At 60.5% G+C, this 17,083-nt stretch carries 14 protein-coding genes; 7 read left to right on the top strand and 7 right to left on the bottom strand.

Features of this window, described 5'->3' with window-relative positions; all coding sequences use genetic code 11:
• Positions 1–115: 115 nt before the first annotated feature.
• Positions 116–1,030 (top strand): EamA family transporter RarD, encoded by a 915-nt coding sequence (gene rarD, locus R1W01_RS11810; protein WP_297756858.1) that lies wholly within the window; start codon positions 116–118, stop codon positions 1,028–1,030.
• Here rarD and R1W01_RS11815 read toward each other — a convergent pair.
• The gene (locus tag R1W01_RS11815; RefSeq protein WP_243611997.1) at positions 973–1,524 is read right to left on the bottom strand and encodes a TIGR00730 family Rossman fold protein; all 552 of its coding nucleotides are present in this window, start codon (positions 1,522–1,524) and stop codon (positions 973–975) included. The two genes, rarD and R1W01_RS11815, sit on opposite strands and share 58 nt — an antisense overlap.
• Positions 1,525–1,623: 99 nt before the next feature.
• Here R1W01_RS11815 and R1W01_RS11820 point away from each other — a divergent pair, with 99 nt between their 5' ends.
• Both R1W01_RS11820 and R1W01_RS11825 read left to right on the top strand, forming a co-directional pair.
• Positions 1,624–2,703, top strand: a complete 1,080-nt coding sequence (locus R1W01_RS11820; RefSeq protein WP_297756861.1) for a LysM peptidoglycan-binding domain-containing protein — start codon at positions 1,624–1,626, stop codon at positions 2,701–2,703.
• A 94-nt stretch (positions 2,704–2,797) separates the two neighbouring features.
• Entirely contained in the window at positions 2,798–4,639 is a 1,842-nt protein-coding gene (locus tag R1W01_RS11825) for an ABC transporter ATP-binding protein/permease (protein WP_317275237.1), read from the top strand.
• Positions 4,640–4,710: 71 nt separating this feature from the next.
• Here the strand turns inward: R1W01_RS11825 and R1W01_RS11830 are convergent, their stop codons facing one another.
• Together R1W01_RS11830 and R1W01_RS11835 are read right to left on the bottom strand one after the other, a co-directional pair.
• Positions 4,711–8,436 carry an efflux RND transporter permease subunit gene (locus R1W01_RS11830; RefSeq protein WP_297756865.1) on the bottom strand — a complete coding sequence of 1,242 codons (3,726 nt, stop codon included), beginning with the start codon at positions 8,434–8,436 and terminating at the stop codon, positions 4,711–4,713.
• Positions 8,433–9,668, bottom strand: coding sequence for an efflux RND transporter periplasmic adaptor subunit (locus R1W01_RS11835; RefSeq protein WP_297756867.1), 1,236 nt, complete (start codon positions 9,666–9,668; stop codon positions 8,433–8,435). The genes R1W01_RS11830 and R1W01_RS11835 overlap by 4 nt, the downstream gene beginning before the upstream one ends.
• A gap of 228 nt (positions 9,669–9,896) precedes the next feature.
• On the opposite strand from R1W01_RS11835, the gene R1W01_RS11840 reads away from it, so the two are divergent.
• The 4 genes from R1W01_RS11840 to R1W01_RS11855 all read left to right on the top strand — a co-directional run bounded on the left by R1W01_RS11840 (position 9,897) and on the right by R1W01_RS11855 (position 14,500).
• On the top strand, positions 9,897–10,562 hold the full coding sequence (locus tag R1W01_RS11840; protein WP_297756869.1) for a hypothetical protein: 666 nt from the start codon (positions 9,897–9,899) through the stop codon (positions 10,560–10,562).
• Between the two features lie 25 nt (positions 10,563–10,587).
• Complete coding sequence (locus tag R1W01_RS11845; protein WP_297756871.1) at positions 10,588–11,895, top strand: PQQ-like beta-propeller repeat protein; 1,308 nt, start codon at positions 10,588–10,590, stop codon at positions 11,893–11,895.
• Positions 11,896–11,943: 48 nt separating this feature from the next.
• Positions 11,944–13,407, top strand: coding sequence for a ribosome biogenesis GTPase Der (gene der / locus R1W01_RS11850; RefSeq protein WP_297756873.1), 1,464 nt, complete (start codon positions 11,944–11,946; stop codon positions 13,405–13,407).
• 109 nt (positions 13,408–13,516) lie between these two features.
• Positions 13,517–14,500, top strand: coding sequence for a fatty acid desaturase (locus tag R1W01_RS11855; RefSeq protein WP_243611989.1), 984 nt, complete (start codon positions 13,517–13,519; stop codon positions 14,498–14,500).
• Between the two features lie 114 nt (positions 14,501–14,614).
• On the opposite strand, the gene R1W01_RS11860 is transcribed toward R1W01_RS11855, so the two are convergent.
• The 4 genes from R1W01_RS11860 to R1W01_RS11875 form a co-directional block, all read right to left on the bottom strand.
• The gene (locus R1W01_RS11860) at positions 14,615–15,337 is read right to left on the bottom strand and encodes a hypothetical protein (protein WP_297756876.1); all 723 of its coding nucleotides are present in this window, start codon (positions 15,335–15,337) and stop codon (positions 14,615–14,617) included.
• Between the two features lie 3 nt (positions 15,338–15,340).
• A complete protein-coding gene (locus tag R1W01_RS11865) occupies positions 15,341–15,892 on the bottom strand; it encodes a hypothetical protein (RefSeq protein ID WP_243611987.1) in 552 nt (183 codons plus the stop codon).
• Positions 15,893–15,911: 19 nt separating this feature from the next.
• Positions 15,912–16,235 (bottom strand): hypothetical protein, encoded by a 324-nt coding sequence (locus R1W01_RS11870; RefSeq protein WP_243611986.1) that lies wholly within the window; start codon positions 16,233–16,235, stop codon positions 15,912–15,914.
• Between the two features lie 98 nt (positions 16,236–16,333).
• Complete coding sequence (locus R1W01_RS11875; protein WP_297756879.1) at positions 16,334–17,047, bottom strand: hypothetical protein; 714 nt, start codon at positions 17,045–17,047, stop codon at positions 16,334–16,336.
• Between the last annotated feature and the right edge of the window lie 36 nt (positions 17,048–17,083).

Raw genomic sequence — 17,083 nt, forward strand, 5'->3', positions numbered from 1 at the left:
TTCAATCGCATTTCAGAAGACCCCGCAGCCCCGCGCTGCGGGGTTTTCTTTTTGTCCCTTGCCATTCCCGCTGCGCCTCGTCAGCAATGGATCTGTGAGACGAGGGAATTGCGCGATGAATGAGACACGGGCCGGTGTTCTGGCGATGGTGACGGCCTGCGTGGTGTGGGGTTTGTCGCCGCTCTACTACAAGCTCTTGGCGCATATACCGCCGATCGAAGTTCTTGCGCATCGCACCTTCTGGTCCGCAGTGATCTTTACCGGTGTGTTGCTGCTACAGGGGCGTCTTGGCCTATTACGCAGGGCCCTGGGCACGTGGCGCTCTTTCGGGATCGTTGCGGCGGCGGCACTGGCGATCTCGACCAATTGGTTCGTCTTTATCTGGTCGATTGGGGCGGGGCATGCGACCGAAGCCTCGCTTGGCTACTTCCTCTTTCCGCTTGTTGCGGTGTTGATCGGGCGGCTTGTCTTTGGCGAAAGCATGGTCGGTCTGCAGGGCGCGGCGATTCTCATTGCCGGGGCGGCTGTGGCGCTCTTGACCTTTGGCCTTGGCGTGGCGCCGTGGATTGCGCTTGTCCTTGCGTTTAGCTTTGGCATGTATGGGCTCGTGAAGAAGCGCCTTGAGGTCGGGCCGGTGGTCTCGGTGACGGGCGAGGTCGTGGTCTTGGCGCCGATCGCGCTTGTGGTATTCTGGTGGCGCTATAGCGCGGGCGAAGCCGCCTTCGGCGCCAATACACAGGACACGGCGCTTCTCGTCTTCTCCGGCGTGCTCACCGCGACTCCGCTTATCCTGTTTAGCTTTGCGGCCAAGCGGGTTGCCTTGGCGACCGTCGGGCTCATCCAATACCTGAACCCGACGTTACAGTTTTTCTGCGCCGTGTTGGTCTTTGGCGAGCCATTCGGCCTCTGGCACGGGATTGCCTTCCCGATGATCTGGACCGCGCTTGCGCTTTACACGCTTGCCTCGTGGCGTCAGGAAAAAGCGCGTTCGAGCGCGGCTTCCAATGTCGCGAGATCGCCAACCACCTGAAGGAAGTCTTTCAAAGAGGCATCGGCAAAGCCCTGTTCGATCACATGATCGACGAGGCCCACGAGCGGATCCCAATAGCCATTGATATTGGCAAGGATGATCGGCTTTTCATGCAAGCCGAGTTGGCGCCAGGTGAGAACTTCGAAAAGCTCGTCAAGCGATCCCGCCCCACCGGGCAGGACAACGATGGCGTCAGAGTTCATGAACATGACCTTCTTACGTTCATGCATGTTTTCCGTGACGATGAAGCGGGACAGGTCAAGCTTGCCGACTTCACGCTGCATCAGGTGCACAGGGATAACGCCGAAGGTCTCGCCGCCGGCCGATTGCGTTGCATTGGCCACTGCTCCCATCAGGCCGACATCGCCCGCACCATAGACAAGGCGCCAGTTCCGTGCAGCCAAACGCGTCCCGAGATCGGTTGCGAAGCGATGATATGCCGGGTCTTGCCCCGAACGTGAGCCGCAAAAGACACAGATCGATGGGTTGGACATGGCGTGCTCCAGAAAGTTCAATGCTGTTTTGACCAGTGTTAGCGGGGTTGATATGGTCGCTCAACCGGAATGGCGGGCTGAACCTGGGGAAAGGCTGGCATGAGCAAATTTGCATCGCTCCTGAGTGGGAATATCGTTGCTGTGGGGGGCGCTGCTGCAGTTGTGGTCGCGGGCGTCGCAGCGGCTATTATCGGAGGGGTCTTTGAGAAGGATGCTGTTGCGCCTGAACCGAATGCCCCTGTCGTCGAGGCTCCTGTGGTCGAAGAGGCACCGATTGCCGCCGCGCCGGACCCAGAGCCCGTCGTCGAGACGATCTTACCCGCGTTTGACGTGGTGCGCGCCGAGGTGGACGGGACGACGTTGATTGCCGGAAACGGTGCTCCGAAAAGCGAGATCACCGTTCTGATGGACGAGGCAGAGCTTGTCGTCGCCAAGACGGATGCAGCCGGGAAATTCGCCACCTTTACCACCATTGCCCCGAGCGACGCGCCGCGCGTTCTTCAGCTTGTGCAGCGGCGCGCAGAGGGAGACCTGTTTTCCGACGCCAAGGTGATCCTTGCGCCCACACCCGAGCCCGAACAGGAGGTCGTGGCGGAGGCCGCGCCTGAGCCCATCGAGGAGGCCCCAAAGACACCGCGCGCGCCGACCGTGCTTGTTCAGACCAAAGACGGTGTGAGCGTCATGCAGTCTTCTGCGACGCTGGACGCCGCGCCGGACGTGATGGCAAGCGTAGCCCTTGATGCGATCAGTTACTCCGATAGTGGTGAGGTCGAACTTTCTGGGCGCGGCAGGGAGGACCGGTTTGTGCGGGTCTATCTCGACAATAGCCCGATCACGACTTCACGCATCATGGAAGGCGGGAGCTGGCAGATGCAACTGCCGCAAGTGGATACCGGGATCTATACGCTGCGCGTCGATGAGGTGGATGATGACGGCACCGTGGTGTCGCGCATCGAGACACCGTTCAAGCGCGAAGATCAGGCGGTTTTGCAGGCGGCCCCGAAACCGGATGTGCCAGCCAAGGTGGTGACAGTGCAACCGGGATCGACACTCTGGGCGATTGCTGCGGAGCGCTATGGCAGCGGTACGATGTATGTGCGCGTCTTCGAGGCGAACAAGGACCGGATACGTGATCCCGACATGATTTTCCCCGGTCAGGTCTTTGACATCCCCGAGTGATCGACGCACCGCCGGGCGGAAAAGTGGCGGCTGACTCTGGTCTTTCAGCGGGGGCGGGGTTACCTCCAGTGCAAAGACATCCGAAAGGCTTTGCATGAGTAGTTGGCACACGGCATCCGCCGAGGAACTGGCGCGACAGGAACAGCGCTCGGGTATGCGCACGATCCGCAAGGTTCTTCCTTATCTCTGGAATGATGATGAGCCATGGGTGAAACGGCGCGTGGTGCTGGCGCTCGTGGCGCTCATGTTTTCCAAGCTGATCGCGGTCGGCGTGCCGATGATCTATAAGGCAGCCGTGGATAGCCTTGCGGGCGAAGGTGTGTCGCCGATGCTTCTCGGGGCGGTGGGGCTGACCGTGGCCTATGGCATGGCCCGGCTGATGACCGTTGGGTTTCAGCAATTGCGCGATGCGATTTTTGCGCGGGTTGGGCAGCGGGCCTTGCGGTCTCTCGCGCTCGAGACCTTTGAGCATATCCACCGCCTTTCCATGCGTTACCACATTACCCGCAAGACCGGTGGCCTTAGCCGGATCATCGAACGCGGGGTGAAAGGCGTCGATTTCCTGTTGCGCTTCATGCTGTTTTCAATTGGGCCGCTTGTGCTTGAGCTTTTGCTTGTCGCGGTGATCCTGTTCTGGCTCTTTGACGCTTGGTATCTTGCGGCTGTGGCGCTCACCATTGCGCTCTATATCTGGTTTACCTTCAAGGTTACGGAATGGCGCGTGCGTCTGCGGCGCGAGATGAACGATCAGGATACGGATGCAAACCAGAAAGCGATCGACAGCCTTCTGAACTTTGAAACGGTCAAGTATTTCGGCGCCGAGGCTCGCGAGGCGAAACGCTACGATGAGTCGATGGAAGGCTATGAGAGCGCCGCGTTGAAGACCTCTTATTCGCTGGCCTTTCTCAACTTCGGCCAGTCCTTCCTCATCACCAGCGGCCTTGTCGCGGTGATGGTGATGGCGGCGATGGGCGTGCAGGCGGGAGAGCTTACCGTGGGCGATTTCGTCATGGTCAATGCTTACATGGTGCAGATCACCATCCCGCTCAACTTTCTTGGCACGGTCTATCGCGAAATCCGCCAGAGCCTTGTGGATATGGGCGAGATGTTCGACCTACTCGAACAGCCGAGCGAAGTCAGCGACAAGCCGGGTGCGCCCGATCTCAAGGTCGACGGTGGGGCCATCCGCTTTGACAAGGTGTCTTTCGGCTATGATAGCGCGCGGCCGATCCTACACGGTGTCAGCCTCGATGTGCCAGCGGGGCATAACGTGGCCATCGTGGGCGCGTCGGGGTCGGGGAAATCGACCATCGCGCGGCTTTTGTTCCGCTTCTATGACGTGAGCGGCGGCGGCATCGCGATAGACGGGCAAGATCTCCGCGACGTGACACAGGTCAGCCTGCATGATGCAATCGGGGTCGTGCCGCAGGATACGGTCCTGTTCAATGACACAATCCGCTACAACATCGCCTATGGGCGTGACACGGCAAGCGAAGCGGACGTCGTCGCGGCGGCCAAGGCGGCGCGGATTCACGATTTCATCCTGAGCCTGCCGGAAGGATATGACACGATGGTGGGCGAACGGGGGCTGAAACTCTCGGGCGGCGAGAAGCAGAGGGTCGGCATCGCGCGGACACTTCTGAAGAACCCGCCAATCCTGCTTCTCGATGAGGCCACCTCGGCGCTTGATACGCAGACCGAAGGCGAGATCAAGGAAGCGCTTGCACGGGCAGGGCAGGGGCGCACGGTCATCACCATTGCGCACCGTCTGTCGACGATTGCCGAAGCCGACCGGATCATCGTGCTCGACAAGGGCGAGATCGTCGAGGAAGGCACGCATGAGGCGCTCTTGGCCGAACGTGGACGGTATGCGGCGATGTGGACGCGTCAGGCAGCGGCAGAGGATGAGCTCGACGGAGCAGAAGGCGCGGCGTAACGATTGGCGTCAGACATAGAAAAGGGCGGCCTATTGCGGGGCCGCCCTTTTTGGTTTGTCCTTGGCACCAGTTATTCAGCGGCGCGCAGATCCTTGTCGAGAACGGTGCCGTCTGCAAGCACCTCGGGCGCATCGTCGGGGGCGCCTTCGTCATCCCACATCAAGAGCGGTGCCTTGACCTTCTTGGCCTCGCGGCGCAGTGCCCAATCGCGGGCGGCCTTGCTGCCACGGCCCATCGAGAGGCGCGCAAGCACCGACGCGATCCAGTGCACATAGGTGCTCAACCAGACCCGCAAAGCGAGCATCGAAGGCGTGAAGACAAGGGTCAGCACAGTTGCGATCCCGAGGCCGAAGACCACGGCGGTCGCAAGTTGTTTCCACCAAAGCGAGGTCGGGCTGTCTATGGCGTAGCCGCCGTCGATGAAATCGAGCGACAGGCCGAACATCATCGGAGCGAGACCCGCCATCGTCGTTACGGTTGTCAGGAAAACCGGGCGAATACGAGCCTGTGCGGTGCGGGTGATCGCCTCGAGCCGGGGCATGTATTGCGAGTATTCCTGATAGGTGTCGATCAGAACAATGTTGTTGTTCACCACGATCCCGGCAAGCGCCACGATCCCTGTCCCGGTCATGATGATCGAGAAGGCCTGATCCATGACGATCATGCCGATCAGCACCCCTGTTGTCGAAAGGACAACCGCCAGAAGCACAAGCACCGAGTTGTAAATGCTGTTGAACTGGGCCAGCAGGATAATGAACATCAACCCAAGCGCCCCGGCAAAGGCGCTTCCAAGGAAGGCTTGGCTTTCGGCCTGATCTTCCTGATCACCGGTCCATTGCCATTCGATCCCAGCCGGGAATGGTTCGGTCTCGAGCCACTGGGTCAGGGCCTCGATGCGCTCATTGGGGTTAAGGGGCTTGGCGCTAAAGCCCTGCGCGATCAGGTCTTGTTTCTGGGACACATCATTGGTCCAGGTCTCGGTCGAGATAAGCCGCGTTTCTCCGGTTTCGCCATTGGTGAGGATCATCTGACCACTCATGACGTTGGCCTTGACGTCGAAATAGCGTTTCTGGTTGGTGCGGTTGATCTCGGCGAGCTTTTCGACCGGTGTGCGGGTGATGAAGTTCGACAGGGGAACAAGCCCGTCTTGTGTCCGAACCTTGAGGGTGTCGAGCGTCGAGAGTACGCGGTCGTCCTCGGGAAGGCGGACGCGGATCTCGATTTCCTCGTCGGAACTATCAACGCGCATCGTGTCGAGCAGGATACCTCGCGTCACGAGTTGCACCATCGCGCCGACGGTGGCGACGTTGGCGCCATAGCGACCGGCTTTCTCCACGTCGACATTGATTTGCCAGTCGATACCGGGAAGCGGGCGGGTGTCTTCGATCAAGGTCAGCCCGGGGGAGGCGTCAAATTTCTCGCGTGCAACGCGGGTGGCGTCGATCAGCGATTCCCAATCGTCCCCCAACAGGCGCAGGTGCACCGGCTTGGCCGAGGCGGGGCCGCGGCTGGCCTCGAAAATCTCGATCTTCGCGCCGGGAATGCGGGAAAGGGCGACCTCAAGCTCGTCAATGACTGTATTGCCGTCAAATGCCGGGTCTTTGACGTGCCGTGTGACCTCGTAGCCAATCAGCGGCACCGTGAACCAAGCTTCGTCGATGTCCGGGCGATCTTCCCACGGGATGGTTTCGAGGTTGATCTGGCCGATGGCGTCCTTGGGAGCCTGCGCGCCGCCAGTGTTCTGATTGAGACCGCCTTCGCCGGCAAAAGCAAAGGCTGTGTCAACGCCGGGGTGGGCGAGGACGATATCCTCGGCCTGATGCATGAGGTGGTCTTTTTGTTCCAGCGAGAGGTTTCCGCGTGCCAGCACGTAGACAATCGCCTGCTCCGGTTCGGATTCGACGAAGAATTCGGTGCCTTTGTTGTTCTGGCCGTAGTAGGCAAAGACCGAAACCACGAGGAAGATCACGCCGCCTACGGTGACGAGGGGGAGGATCGGGTTGCCTGTGATGAGGTGGATCAGGCGACCGAAGGGCGAATAGCCGCTCTCGGTTTCGATCTTGGTTTTCACGCGTTCGATGCGTGCGGCGTCCAGCGTGATCGAGGCCGCAAAGGCCCCGAGGACGAAGAGGACAAAGCCCGGCAGGAAGCCCATGAGACCACCGCTCGGTGCGGCAGGCCCAAGCAGTAGCGCCGGGTTCAGCGCGACCATGATGCCGAAGAACAAGAGCGCAATGGAAGGCAGTACCAGCACGGCACGAAGCCACCACGAGGTCCGGGCGCGCAACCATTCAGAGGCGAGATGGAATTTGCGGCTCAGTCGGCCCGAGACGCCGCCCATGACGGGCAGGTAGATCAGCGCCACGACGAGCGAAGCCGACAGCACAAAGATCAGCGTGACGGGCAACATACCCATGAACTGTCCCGGCACGCCGGGCCAAAAGAGCATTGGCAGGAAGGCACAAAGCGTCGTCGCGGTCGATGAGACGATCGGCCAGAACATGCGCCGGGCCGCCTCGACATAGGCGTGCATCGGGCCCGTGCCTTCGGAGATACGCTTGTCAGCATATTCCACCACAACGATGGCGCCATCGACGAGCATCCCCACGGCGAGGATCAGGCCGAACATGACGATGTTGGAAATCGAGACATCCATGAGCGCTAGAAGCGCGAAGCAGAGCAGGAAGGAGGTCGGGATCGCGAAACCGACGAGCAGCGCCGCGCGCGACCCGAGTGCCGCAAGCACCACGATCATCACCAGCGCGATGGCGGTCATCACCGAACCTTCTAGCTGTTTCACCATGGATTCAACAACGCGGGATTGGTCATTCGATGTGCCGACCTCAATGGCTGTCTGAAGGCCTTCAGGCCATTCTTCGGATTCCTTTGCCACTTCTTCGCGCACGAGCGCGGCGGTCTCGATCAGGTTGAAGCCCTTGCGCTTGACCACCTGAAGCGCGACCGTGGTTTCACCATTGAAGCGGGCGGTGCCTTCGCGGTCCTCAAAGGTGAGCTTGATCTCTGCCAGATCGCCAAGTGTGACAACGCGGTCGCCATTGGTCTTGACCGGCAGGTTATAGACATCCTGTGGCTCGTCGAAGGACGAGGGGATCTTGACCGAGAATTTACCCTGTGCGGTCTCAACTTCGCCTGCCGCGATCAGTTGGTTGTTGTTGACCACCACATTGATGAGCTCGGTCGCCGTCACATTGTAGGATTCAAGGCGCAGCGGATCGATCGTCACCTCGAGCATCTCGTCACGCCCGCCCGCGATCCCGGCTTCGAGCACGGGTTCAAGGGATTCAAGCCGATCTTGCAGGCCGTTGGCGATCTTCGTCATTGTGCGTTCGGGGATGTCGCCGCTCAGGTTGACGATGATGATCGGGAATTCCGAGAAGTTGATCTCGTTGATGGAGTATTTCTCAAACCCATCTGGGAACTTTGATTCCGCCGTGTTCATTGCATCGCGCACGTCGGCGATGGTCTTGGACTTGTCCCAGCCGAAATCGAACTCGAGAAAAATCCCGGCATAGTTTTCCTGCGCGAGAGAGTTCATGTTGTCGAGCCCGTCGAGGTCGGCCAGCTCGGTCTCCATCGGCTTGATCAACAGAGTCTCGGCATCCGAAGCAGAAATGCCGGGGAAGGGCACCGAAACGAAAAGAGCCGGGATTTGAATGTCCGGCTCGCCTTCCTTTGGAAGGTTCATGTAGGAGTATCCGCCCACGAGGATCGAAAGCGCGATGAAGGCAAGGATCATACGGGCGCGGGACGCGGCCCAATCGACGATGCCGGTCATTGGGCAGGCTCCTCTTGGTCAAAGACCGGTTCAACCTTGACTCCACGGACCACGAATTCCTGGCCAATGGTGATGATATTGGCGGTTTCAGGCAATCCAGCGAGCCAGAGCCCCTCCGTGGTGTCGCGCAGGATCTCGACCTCGGAGAAGCCAACGATGCCATCTGCGTCGACGGTGCGAACGCCTAGCGTGCCGTCATCATTCAGGGTCAGAGCCGATTGCGGCACAAGATGCGCCTTCGTGCCTTCGGCCCCGATAACGATTTCCGCCGTTTGACCATCGCGGATTTCGAGGTCGGGGTTCGGGACGTTGATTTCGACCCGGAAGGTGCGGGTCGCAGGGTCGGCGGACCGGGAGAGGAAGCTCACTGTGCCGGTGATCTCTTGCCCGGTGGTGAGGCGTGCTCCTGCCGGAGCACCGAGCATGACGCGTCCGACCTCTGTCTCAGGTACAAAGCCGACAACGCGGATCGGGTCGAGGCGGATCACGGTGGCGCAGAGTGATCCCGGTTGTAGCAGGCTTCCGAGTTCTGCTGTGTCGGACTCGAGCAAGCCATCAAAGGGTGCGGTGATCGTCAGGCGTTTGATCTCGCGACTGGCCGAGGCCACGGCGGCTTCGGCGGATTCGACACCAGCCTGTGTCGATTGCAGCCCCGATTGCGCGGCGGCAACACCCGCTTGGGCCGAGCGCACGGCGGCTTGGGTCGAGGCGACACGCGTTTCCGAGGCAAACCCATCCTCGGCCAGCTTGCTCGCAGCGTTGAAGTTGATCATTGCCTCGTCGAGTTTGGACTTGGCCTCGTCAAGGCGGGCCTCGGTCTCGGGCTTGCGGGCGCGCGCTTCGAGGAGGCGTGCCTTGGCTTCCGCCAATGTGGCTTCGCGTGTGCCGGGGTCAAGACGGCAGAGCACGTCCCCCGCCGCAACCGTGCTGCCACGGGCGAGCGGCTCTGAGATCACCTGAGCCGAGGTTTCGGCGCGCACATCGACTTGGCGGTCGGCCTCTGTCTGGCCGCGTAGGATAACTGCGCTGGAGATGGTCTTGGCCTCGGAGGCGAGTGCCACAACACGCAGCCGGGCTGGCTTCTCAGCGTCCTTGGCCGGTGTCGGCGCGCTGTTGTCGCTCTGTTCATCGGGGCTCGCCGCAGCAAGCGCAAGCAGCGTGTCACGTTCGACAACAACATAAAAAAGAAAGAGCGTCACCAGAATGGCGGTAAGAATAGGAATGGGGCGCATGTCGCCTCGCCTCGCTTGTGGGTTTGGGTCGCCGAAAGAGCGTAGACCTGTTTCGCGAAATAATCGCCCCGCGCATGATTGCAAGCGATCATTGCTTGTTTCTGAACTGTTCGGTTCAGTTTATGCGGTTTGCGCCTGTGAGGCAAGCTTCTGCCCGGTCAATGAGCAGGGAGTCTTGGCACTTGTCCGGCTTCGGGTTAAGAGGGGGCAAATCAAGGGAGGCCGGGCGTGAGCGACACCGACAGTTTCATCGAAGAAGTCACCGAAGAAGTCCGCCGCGACAAGCTTTTTGCGTTGCTGCGCAAATATGGCTGGATCGGTGTTCTTGCCGTGCTGCTGATCGTTGGCGGCGCGGGTTTCAAAGAGTGGCAAAAGGCGCAAGCGCGCGCGGAAGCCGAGGCCACGGGCGACATGCTCTTTGCCGCCGTTGAAAAGAACGACGATGCCGCGCGTGCCGAGGCGCTGAGCGCGCTTGAAGTGCCGTCGCAAGAGGCCGAGGTGGTTGTCGATCTGCTAACCGCCGCGCATCAGCTTGCATCCGGCGATAAGGCTGCCGCGTCTGCAACGCTTGACGGCCTGGCCGGTGGCGATGCCGAAACGCTCGAGATCTACCGCCAGATCGCATTGTTCAAATCCGTGGTGATCCAAGGTGCTGCGATGCCATCTGACGAACGTCGTGTGCGCCTTGAGTCGCTCGCGACGCCCGGCGCGCCGCTGGCGCTTCTGGCAGAGGAGCAACTTGCGCTCGTGGATATCGAAGACGGCAATACGGAGGCCGCGATTGAGCGCCTTCAGGGCGTGATTGCAGATGCTGCGGTCACGGCGGGCTTGCGTCGACGCGCATCTCAGTTGATTGTAGCGCTAGGCGGTACGCCACAGGCGGCGAACCAGTAACAGACAAGCGGCGAGGGCCTGGGCAGTGAAACGACAGAATTTGATTTTGGCATTGGTCGGTGCAGCTGTGATTGCAGGCTGTTCGGAGCGGGAATTCATTCTACCCGGCAAGCGCGAGAACCTGCGCGGCGACGAAGCCAAGGCGACGGAGATCGTCAATGAGACCCGAGCCATTCGTCTTCCGGGACAAACCCGAAATGCAGAATGGACGCACCGGATCGGTTCGCCGTCCTTCCGTGTCTCCAATGCGGCTCTCTCGCAGACACCGGCCTTGGCCTGGACTGCGAATATCGGCGCCGGGAATGCCAAGCGCAATCGCATCACCGCCGATCCGGTTGTCGCCGATGGGCGCATCTACACGATGGATTCGGAAGGCCAGTTGGCCGCGGTCTCGACCAGTGGCGAGCTTATCTGGACCCGTGACCTCACCCCAGAAGGGGACAAATCCGACGATGCGTCGGGCGGCGGGCTGGCTTACGGGGCGGGCGCGCTTTTCGTCACCACCGGGTTTGGACGGCTTGAAGCGGTCAATCCCAAGGACGGCACCGTCCTTTGGGAGCAACGCCTTGGTGCGATCGGCAATGGCTCTCCGACGGTCTACGGGAACCTCGTTTACCTTGTGTCCGGCGATGACAAGGGCTGGGCGCTGGACGCCAAGACCGGCAAAGTCGTCTGGCAAATCAACTCAATTCCCGATGTCGCCAATGTTCAGAGCCCGGCAGCGCCCGCGGTGAATGAGCGTGTCGCGATCTTCCCGTTCGGCTCGGGCGAGGTTCAGGCCACCTTCCGCCGTGGCGGCTTGCGTCTCTGGGATGCAGGCGTCGCTGGGGAACGCCTTGGCCGTGCCGCGAACAAGATCGGCGATATTTCCGGCGATCCCGTGATCGACGGGAGCGTGGTCTATGTCGCGAACCACTCTGGCCGTCTTGTGGCCTTGGAAACCGAGACGGGCGAGCGCAAGTGGACCGCGGAGCAAGGCTCGCTTGGTCCGGTCTGGCCGGTCGGGGGATCGGTGTTCCTTGTGAATGACAAGAACCAGATCATCCGCCTGAACGCACGTGACGGGAGCCCGGTCTGGGCCGTGGATCTGCCGCTCTTCGTCAAGGATCGTCCCAAGAAGCAATCCGCGATCTTCTCGCATTATGGTCCGATCCTTGCCGGTGGCCGCCTGATCGTGGCGTCCTCGGATGGTGTCTTGCGCAGCTTTGACGCGACCTCGGGCGAATTGGTGCATTCCGTCGAGATCCCGGGCGGTGCGAGCTCCAACCCGGTTGTGGCGGGTGGTGTGCTGTATGTCGTCGGTGGCAAAGGGCAATTGCACGCTTTCCGTTGATCCGGAAATGGTATATCGGGGCGTCTTCTGACGTGTCGGAGGCACAAGATGAGTTTCACTCTCGCCATCGTGGGGCGGCCCAATGTGGGCAAATCCACCCTGTTCAATCGCCTTGTGGGCAAGAAGCTCGCGCTGGTTGACGACCAGCCGGGGGTCACGCGTGACCTACGTGAAGGCGAGGCCAAGCTTGGCGATCTGCGCTTTACGGTGATCGACACGGCCGGCCTTGAAGATGCCACCGATGACAGCCTTCAGGGGCGGATGCGCCGCCTGACCGAACGGGCCGTGGATATGGCCGATATCTGTCTTTTCATGATTGATGCGCGGGCAGGTGTGACGCCGACCGATATGGTTTTTGCCGAGATCCTGCGTAAACGGTCAGCGCATGTGATCCTTGCCGCCAACAAGGGCGAGGGGTCGGCAGCGGATGCGGGTGTGATCGAAGCTTATTCGCTTGGCCTTGGGGAACCGATCCGCCTTTCGGCAGAACATGGCGAAGGTCTCAACGATCTTTATGCGCAGTTGATGCCGGTGGCTGACAAATTCAGCGAAGCCGCAGAGGTCCATGCGCCCGAGGTTGACATCGCGCTCGAGGAAGACAGCGAGCACGAGGAAGATGAGACTCCACAGCCAACCGCCTCGAAACCCTTGCAAATTGCGGTTGTGGGCCGTCCGAATGCAGGTAAATCGACGCTTATCAACAAGATCATCGGCGAAGACCGTCTCTTGACCGGGCCGGAAGCCGGAATCACCCGAGATGCGATCTCGTTGCGGACCGAATGGAACGAGACGCCGGTGCGGATCTTCGACACGGCGGGGATGCGTAAGAAAGCCAAGGTGCAGGACAAGGTCGAGAAGCTCTCGGTGTCCGATGGCCTGCGCGCGGTGAAATTCGCCGAAGTGGTGGTGGTGCTTCTCGACGCGGCGATCCCGTTCGAGCAACAGGATTTGCGTATCGCGGACCTTGCCGAGCGCGAGGGGCGGGCCGTTGTTGTGGCGGTCAATAAGTGGGACGTCGAGGACGAAAAACAGCAGAAATTGCGCGACCTTAAGGAGGCGTTCACACGTCTTCTGCCGCAGTTGCGGGGCGCGCCGCTCATCACTGTGTCTGCCAAGACGGGACGGGGGCTTGATCGCCTACATGATGCGATCCTGCGCGCTTATGATGTGTGGAACCGCCGGGTGCCGACCTCGCATCTGAACCGTTGGCTCACGGGGATGCTTGAACAGCACCCGCCGCCTGCGCCGCAAGGCAAGCGGATCAAGCTGCGTTACATGACCCAAGCCAAGACACGCCCGCCGGGGTTTGTTGTCATGTGCTCCCATCCAGACAAGGTTCCGGAGAGCTATTCCCGCTATCTTGTCAATGGGTTGCGCGAAGACTTTGATATGCCCGGAACGCCGATCCGGCTTTATATGCGCGGGCAGGGGGATCAGAACCCCTATAAGGGCAAGAAGAAGTCTACGCCGTCGCGCCTTCGTAAGCACCTCAAGGGGCGGTCGTCGGACTGAATTCACGCGTCACGCGTTATGCGCTATACTCCGCAGCGCAGGCGTCCTGTCATGTGGCTGTTACGCCTGCGTTTCATGGTCCCAACGGGGGTGTGTGAGCGGGGGTGCGATGGATATTCGCGAGCGTTTAAAGGCCTATACGGTACAGGATGACAGGATCGGCGCGGCGAGTTTCTTCGGCACGTTCGGCGCTTATTTCCTATCGCTCTATCTGGCGATTTTCCATGTGGATCAGTGGCTTATCTTCGTTCCCGCGGGCGTTATAAGCGCTTTTGCGGCGGTGCGGCTCTACGTGTTGCAGCACGATGCCGGGCACGGGACGCTTTTTTCGAAGCGTTGGATGAATGTCGCGGCGGGGCATGTGCTTTCTGTATGGTCGATGGCACCGTTCACGATCATGCGGCACAATCATAATCTGCACCATTCCCATGTCGGCAATCTTGAGGAGCGCGACACGGGCGAAGTGCATACGATGACCGTCGCGGAATGGCAGGCGGCGGATTGGACGACGCGGCTTTTCTATCGGCTTTATCGCAACCCGTTCATCCTTATTCCGCTGGGATCGGCGTTCACCTATTTCATCCGCTACCGCTGGCCGAAGAATGCCGCAGAGATCGGGCTTCGGGGGCTGGCGTTGCACAATCTCGCACTGGCCGCCTGGGTCTCTTTTCTATATTTTTCAGCAGGTTGGACAGGGGTTCTTGTGTGGCTCGGTTGGGGCTTTGTGGGCGGGATGATTGGCGTTTTCCTCGTCTATCTACAGCATAATTTCGAGGACACTCATTGGGATCGCAAGCCGTCGCTCAATCCGCGCGTGGCGGCGCTTGAGGGGGCGTCGGCGCTTGATCTTGGGTGGTGGATGGATCTTGGGTCGGCCAATATCGCCTATCACGACATCCATCATTTCAACGCCCGAATCCCGCATTACAACCTGCGCCGCTGTCATCGGGAGATACGCGAGGCGTATGGTCTCAGGGTGATCCGGTGGCCCGAAGCGCTCAGGAGTTTCACGCTCAAGCTCTGGGATGAGGAGCGCCAGCGGCTTGTTCCGTTCCCTGCGCATTCGCCCGGTGCGGAGGCGATGAAGGCGTAAGGGTTAACCCCGAAATGCCACGTCGGTATTACGTCGGTATTGCATCTGTATCGCGTCCGTGCGGGGCGCGTCGAACCGCCAAACCTTAACAGCGGCTGACCCTCCTCAAGACCGTCAGAGACAGATGAAACCTGCGTCGAATAGATCGGTGCGAGTATTGGAATCGAGGATGCGGACGTTGGAGTATAGGCTCTCGATGCCATCGCGGCTCACCGCCATGATCGCGTAGCGGTGGTTATAGGGGTAGGGCGGGATCACGTCTTCGACCTGTGCGGATGTGCCGATCTGTGGGGCACCGTTCAAGGGGTGCTGGCCCATCGGATAGTTGCCCTTATAGACGGCACGGTAGAGATTGAAGCCGAGCAAGCGATCGCTGCCTTCGTCCGGGTGATGCCAAGCGAGATCGACATAGAAGCCGGCGGGCTTTTGATTGGGGGCAAAGATCGGTCCCGGCTGGGGTCGCAGGATCGCCATGTGCAGGATCGGGCGCTCTGGGAAGATCAGGTCGGGGAGGGCCTCGGAGAGGAATATCTGATCCCCGCCTGCAACAACCACATCTGCAAACCCGTTGCCGGGGATGCGGTCTTCGTCGACATTGCCGCTTTTGGTCATGTGACGCAGGACGACATCCGCCGCGTCGTGATTGAGCAGGCGCAACCGCCCCGGCACGCCTTCATTTGCAGCGGTGATGGTGAGGCGATCAAACTTCTCGAAAATCTGGCTGCTGCCTCCGGCGAGCATCAGGTTGCCCGCCGTCTCGGCGCTGGTTTCGAAGCGGGCAACGATGACCGTGCCCGCCCCGCTATGGTTGGTGATCTCAACCTTTGTCCGTGACATGGATCACTCTTCTTCGCTGGCCATCAGGGTATCGTCCTCCGGGGTGGCCCAGTGGATGTGGTTGGCATGGCGCAGCAAGTATTGGTTCATGCTCACCGGAACCACGATCAAGCGGTCGCCCACGTCGAGATCATAGATATGGGAGGCGCCAACATGTGGGTTGAGGAACTGCTGTTGGATGTTCTGCCCATTGGTGCGTAGGAGGTTGACCTCGTAGAAGCAGGCATTGTGCGCCCGGTTGGTCAGTTTGACCGGCGGATCCTGATGCAGGCGGATGTACCACATGGTCAGGAAGCTGAAGTTCTGCACGGTCTGGGCGCCATGCGGCGGAATGCGCAGCCGGGCCTGTTTGCCGGAAAAGTCGATATGCAGGCCGAGAAGATGCCCTGTCGGGTCGATGTTGCGGATCTCAAGGGAGCTGTGCAGGTGGCGTTCCTTGGCCTCTTGCGCGGCAATCGCGGCCATCTTGGCAATATCCAGCTTGGCCAAACCTGCTTCGAGTTGTCCATAAAGGTCGTCTACGTCGATTTTGGAAATGTCGAAATGTTCAGTCATGGTGTGTCTCCTTATGAAGTCATTCAAATTCGCCGGTGGGAATAAGCATCAGCATCTCATCCTTGCGCAGGCTCAGGCGGCGTTTGCGTGGGCCGATCAAGCTTCGCTGGCGTAGGGTCCGGTTTTCCGAGATGCGATACATGTCGAGCCGGGCGCCTTTGCCGGGCAGGTGAAGCTCGAGCCGCAACACACCGGGCTCAACGCTTTGCACCGCGAGAAAGCGCCATAACGGCAGCGCCTTCTGTTCGTCTTCCGCAAGGTAGATGATTTCGGAAAGGTCGCCCGAACGCCCTTCGATTTCGGCGCTGATGCGGGATAGGTTGGTTACTCTCAAGTAGCTCATAACACCCTCCTTTCGCTCGTAGATTGTACTGCGAAAGCGGAGGGCGCGCCTTGTCTTAGGTCATGTTGGCGCCTTTTCGGGGTGCCAGTGCGACCGGATCAGCGGCGCAAGTTGTCCAAGGCGCGCAGTACGGGCCATGCAAGGAGCAGAAGGCCAAGGCCGCAGAGCGCGACCACGGCACCGTTCAGCGGCGAGACATTGTCCACGAGGATGCCGACCGTGGCCCAGATCACGGCGAGGCCATATTCGGGGGTGTCGGCGACGCGGGTTTGGACCCAGAGCGCGAGGAGAAGGGCGAGGGCGATCATTGCAAGTGCCGCGACTTGTTCTGAGAGGAGGCCATGCCCGGCGAGGACGAGCCCTGTTGCGACGCAAGAGGCCGCGGTCAGCCAGCCGGTATAGAGACCGATGGGGGCGCGCAGCCAGAAATGGTCAGAGCGCCCGGCACGGGCCAGCGCGGCCAGCCCCGCGCCAAGCATGATCCAGATCATCGCGGTGGCGGCGACCGGATCCATATTTGCCGCCGGGATCCAAGCGGCGCCGACCACCAGTGACAGAATCAACGGCCAGCGCATAGTGGTCCAGTCGCGGGCGCGGTCGCGCTTGAAGAGACCGAAGAGCGCGCCCGCCATGAGCCAGAGATAGATCACGCCCCAGATCGAGAAGGCATAGCCCGCGGGCTGAACGGGGGGATCGGTCTGGGGGATGGGGAACTGATCGGCGGTGAAACCGTTAAAGCCAGAGGTGGAGAGCGGCGACAGCAGGAAGGCGAGCGCCGCTGTCACTACGAAGATGGCTTTCATACGTTCCATGGGGGTGTCCTCTTGCCATGTGACTCATGGCAAGAG

This window comes from Shimia sp. FJ5 (genome assembly GCF_032918335.1).
GTDB lineage: Bacteria > Pseudomonadota > Alphaproteobacteria > Rhodobacterales > Rhodobacteraceae > Shimia > Shimia aestuarii_A.

Excerpts from the sequence above, each read along its gene's own strand:
- rarD (WP_297756858.1), top strand. The coding sequence starts at position 116 with ATGAATGAGACACGGGCCGGTGTTCTGGCGATGGTGACGGCCTGCGTG.
- R1W01_RS11815 (WP_243611997.1), bottom strand. The coding sequence starts at position 1,524 with ATGTCCAACCCATCGATCTGTGTCTTTTGCGGCTCACGTTCGGGGCAA.
- R1W01_RS11820 (WP_297756861.1), top strand. The coding sequence starts at position 1,624 with ATGAGCAAATTTGCATCGCTCCTGAGTGGGAATATCGTTGCTGTGGGG.
- R1W01_RS11825 (WP_317275237.1), top strand. The coding sequence starts at position 2,798 with ATGAGTAGTTGGCACACGGCATCCGCCGAGGAACTGGCGCGACAGGAA.
- R1W01_RS11830 (WP_297756865.1), bottom strand. The coding sequence starts at position 8,436 with ATGACCGGCATCGTCGATTGGGCCGCGTCCCGCGCCCGTATGATCCTT.
- R1W01_RS11835 (WP_297756867.1), bottom strand. The coding sequence starts at position 9,668 with ATGCGCCCCATTCCTATTCTTACCGCCATTCTGGTGACGCTCTTTCTT.
- der (WP_297756873.1), top strand. The coding sequence starts at position 11,944 with ATGAGTTTCACTCTCGCCATCGTGGGGCGGCCCAATGTGGGCAAATCC.
- R1W01_RS11855 (WP_243611989.1), top strand. The coding sequence starts at position 13,517 with ATGGATATTCGCGAGCGTTTAAAGGCCTATACGGTACAGGATGACAGG.
- R1W01_RS11860 (WP_297756876.1), bottom strand. The coding sequence starts at position 15,337 with ATGTCACGGACAAAGGTTGAGATCACCAACCATAGCGGGGCGGGCACG.
- R1W01_RS11865 (WP_243611987.1), bottom strand. The coding sequence starts at position 15,892 with ATGACTGAACATTTCGACATTTCCAAAATCGACGTAGACGACCTTTAT.
- R1W01_RS11870 (WP_243611986.1), bottom strand. The coding sequence starts at position 16,235 with ATGAGCTACTTGAGAGTAACCAACCTATCCCGCATCAGCGCCGAAATC.
- R1W01_RS11875 (WP_297756879.1), bottom strand. The coding sequence starts at position 17,047 with ATGGAACGTATGAAAGCCATCTTCGTAGTGACAGCGGCGCTCGCCTTC.